Annotated in this window: 4 protein-coding genes; all 4 read left to right on the forward strand. The window is 68.9% G+C overall.

All coding sequences use genetic code 11. The features are described 5' to 3' along the window. Nucleotides 1-702 (forward strand): acyl-CoA carboxylase subunit beta (locus tag U9977_RS25150; RefSeq protein ID WP_322751762.1); only part of this gene is annotated, 702 nt, incomplete at its 5' end. Between the two features lie 169 nt (nucleotides 703-871). Further along, nucleotides 872-1,138, forward strand: coding sequence for an acyl-CoA carboxylase subunit epsilon (locus U9977_RS25155; protein WP_322751763.1), 267 nt, complete (start codon nucleotides 872-874; stop codon nucleotides 1,136-1,138). A 130-nt stretch (nucleotides 1,139-1,268) separates the two neighbouring features. Next, nucleotides 1,269-3,029: an acetyl/propionyl/methylcrotonyl-CoA carboxylase subunit alpha gene (locus U9977_RS25160; protein ID WP_322751764.1), complete on the forward strand. Its 1,761-nt coding sequence runs from the start codon at nucleotides 1,269-1,271 to the stop codon at nucleotides 3,027-3,029. Between the two features lie 26 nt (nucleotides 3,030-3,055). Further along, nucleotides 3,056-3,494, forward strand: a 439-nt coding sequence (locus U9977_RS25165; protein ID WP_322751765.1) for a DUF5313 family protein, incomplete at its 3' end; no start/stop codon positions are given.

Here is a 3,494-nt window from a genome sequence, read left to right on the forward strand (position 1 = left end):
GACATGCACACGGTGATCGAATACGTGCTCGACGAGGGCGACTTCCTCGAGGTCCACGCCCAGTTCGCGCAGAACATGATCTGCGGCTTCGGACGGGTCGACGGGCGTTCGGTGGGCGTCGTCGCCAACCAGCCGATGCATTTCGCCGGCACCCTCGACATCGATGCCAGTGAGAAGGCGGCACGCTTCGTCCGGACGTGCGACGCGTTCAACATTCCGATAATCACCCTGGTCGATGTTCCCGGCTTCCTGCCCGGTACCTCGCAGGAGTGGAACGGAATCATCCGTCGGGGCGCGAAGCTCATCTATGCCTACGCCGAAGCCACGGTCCCGAAGGTGACTATCATCACCCGCAAGGCCTATGGGGGTGCATACGACGTCATGGGGTCGAAGCACCTGCGGGCCGACATCAACCTGGCCTGGCCGACCGCGGAAATCGCGGTGATGGGCGCCCAGGGCGCTGTGAACATCATTTACCGTCGGGAGCTCGCGTCCGCCGCCGACCCGGAAAGCCGCCGCGCGGAACTGATCGCGGACTACACCGAGCACTTCGCCACGCCCTACATCGCCGCCGAACGCGGGTATGTGGATGCGGTGATCACCCCGTCGGTCACCCGCCGCGAAGTGATCCGGGCCCTGCGGCTGCTGCGGACCAAGCGGGAGTCGCTCCCGCCCAAGAAGCACGGAAACATTCCGCTTTAGTGCCGCCCCGGGGACTGCGGCCTGCGGGCGCGCGATCTGACGATCATCGTGCGCCCGTTGGCCCGCTGGCGACCCGGGGACTTCGGCCTCCGGCGATGCGAGAAGAACCACGATCGCATCGCCTTTGGGCCGCCAGGTGCAGCTCGCACGTTCATGAAGGGAGCGTCAGGTGGACAGCAAGCGTCAGGTGGACAACAGCGGCGACGGCCCGACCCGTCCATATCTGCGGCTTGTGCCGGCGAACGCATCCGCCGAGGAGATTGCCGCGTTGGTCGCGGTGGTCCGCCTGCGGGCAGCGGTGCCACCGCCCGAGTCGGCGACGCCGTCGGGTTGGACCGACCGGGCCGCGACGTTCCGCCAGAACGTGCATTCCGGCCCGAACACGTGGCGGCAAACCGGTTTCACGCAGGGTGTCCGCACCCGAGCCGACTGGTAACCCACGGTCCGCGGCTGAGAACCCTCGCTGAACGCCCGCCGCCGGCAACAGCTGCCCAGGTCCCCGCGACGCCGCGTCCCTATTGCCGGGCGCCCTAAACTCAGCCACCCTGAACGAGGACGGGAGAAACGTGCGTAAGATCCTCATCGCCAACCGGGGAGAGATCGCTGTCCGGGTCATCCGCGCGTGCCGGGACGCCGGATACGCAAGTGTCGCGGTGTACGCCGAACCCGATATCGATGCGCTCCACGTCCGAATTGCCGACGAAGCGTACGCCCTCTCGGGCAGCACACCGGGCGACTCCTATCTACGGATAGACAAGATTCTCGACATCGCTCGGGTGAGTGGCGCCGACGCCGTCCACCCCGGGTACGGGTTCCTCTCGGAAAACGCAGACTTCGCCGAGGCGGTCGTCGCCGCGGGCCTGACCTGGATCGGCCCACCGCCCGAGGCCATCCGGCGCCTGGGCGACAAGACCGCCGCCCGCCACATCGCCCTGGCCGTGGGTGCGCCGCTCGCGCCCGGCACGGCCGACCCGGTCGCCGGCGTCGCGGAGGTCGTGGCGTTCGCGGATCAGTACGGTCTGCCGGTCGCCATCAAGGCTGCTTTCGGTGGCGGCGGGCGCGGGCTCAAGGTCGCGTGGAATGCCGACGACCTACCCGAGCTCTTCGAAAGCGCGGTGCGGGAGGCCACCGCCGCCTTCGGCCGGGGCGAGTGCTTCGTCGAGCGCTACCTGGACCAGCCACGCCATGTCGAGACCCAGATCCTCGCTGACAACCACGGCACCGTCGTCGTGGTCGGCACCCGGGACTGTTCGTTGCAGCGCCGCTACCAGAAACTCGTCGAAGAGGCCCCGGCTCCGTTCCTCACCGAGGAACAGCACACCTCACTCTATGAGGCATCCCGGGCCATCTGCCGGGAGGCCGGCTACGTCGGTGCGGGCACGGTCGAGTTCCTCGTCGCCCGGGACGGCATGATCAGCTTCCTTGAGGTCAACACCCGGCTACAGGTCGAGCATCCGGTCACCGAGGAGACCAGCGGCGTCGACCTCGTCCGTGCGCAGTTCCGCATCGCCGAAGGCGAAGCGCTCGACCCGGCGGACCCGACTCCGCGAGGGCACTCGATCGAGTTCCGTATCAACGGCGAGGATCCGGGGCGTAACTTCCTGCCGGCCCCGGGCACGGTCACCCGGTTTGTCGCGCCCACCGGCCCGGGCGTGCGGGTCGACGCCGGCATCGAGTCCGGCGCCGTCATCGGCGGCGCCTTTGACTCGCTGCTCGCCAAGCTGATCGTCACCGGCGCGACCCGAACCGAAGCGCTGGAGCGCGCCCGCCGCGCGCTGGACGAGATGGTCGTCGACGGCATGGCCACGGTGCTGCCGTTCCATCGCGCCGTCGTACGGGACCCGGCGTTCGCACCGGCCGACGCGACCGAGCCGTTCCGCATACACAACCGCTGGATCGAGACCGAGTTCGACAACACCATCCCGGTCTTCACCGGCGGGGTGGATGCCGACACCGGGCCGGCGGAACGGGAGTCGGTGGTGGTCGAGGTCGGCGGCCGACGCCTTGAGGTCGTCCTACCCGCGGGCTTCGGAGCCGCGGCCGGCCCGGCGCCCGGTCGCACCGCCCCGCCCCGGCGACGCTCCGGCTCGAAAGCCGCGCGCGCCGTCACCGGCAACGCGCTGACCAGCCCCATGCAGGGCACCATCGTCAAGATCGCAGTCAGTGACGGCGACACGGTCGAGCCCGGCGACCTCGTCGTCGTCCTGGAAGCGATGAAGATGGAGCAGCCGATCACCGCGCATCGGGCGGGTACCGTGACCGGGCTCGCCGCGACCGTCGGCGGCGTCGTCTCCAGCGGCGCCGTCCTGTGTGAGATCAAGGACTAGAAGGAATCTGTTCGTAGGCTGGCCCCATGGACGCTGGTAGCAAGAGGGCTCTGTCCTCAGACCACCTGAACCCGGCTGCGCCCGCCAGCCCAACGCCCGCCAGCCCGCAGCCCGTCCGGGAGCCGCGTCCGCCCCTGACCGGTCGGGTGTACTACCTGGTGGGTGGGACGCTGCCACCGCAGTACTCGTCATGGGTGTCGCACGATCTGACGGGTCCGCGGTGGCAGGTCCGGCAGGCTTCCCGCCTGCCGCTGCTCATGGTGCCGTTCGCGATCGTGTTCGCACTGTTGCCCGGGCGGCTGGACGTCCGGCTCACCATTTCGATCTTCCTGCTGGCCGCGGCGGTGGGGCTCGGATTCGCCACTGCCGGTCACTTCCGCAACCGACGCCTCGTCCAGCACGGCTTTCCACCGGTTGTCCCGCCCGAGGAAGACGAGGCCATCGATCAAAACCCCGCGAACAGGT

The organism is Protofrankia sp. Cas8 (assembly GCF_963555845.1).
Classification (GTDB): Bacteria; Actinomycetota; Actinomycetes; order Frankiales; family Frankiaceae; genus Protofrankia.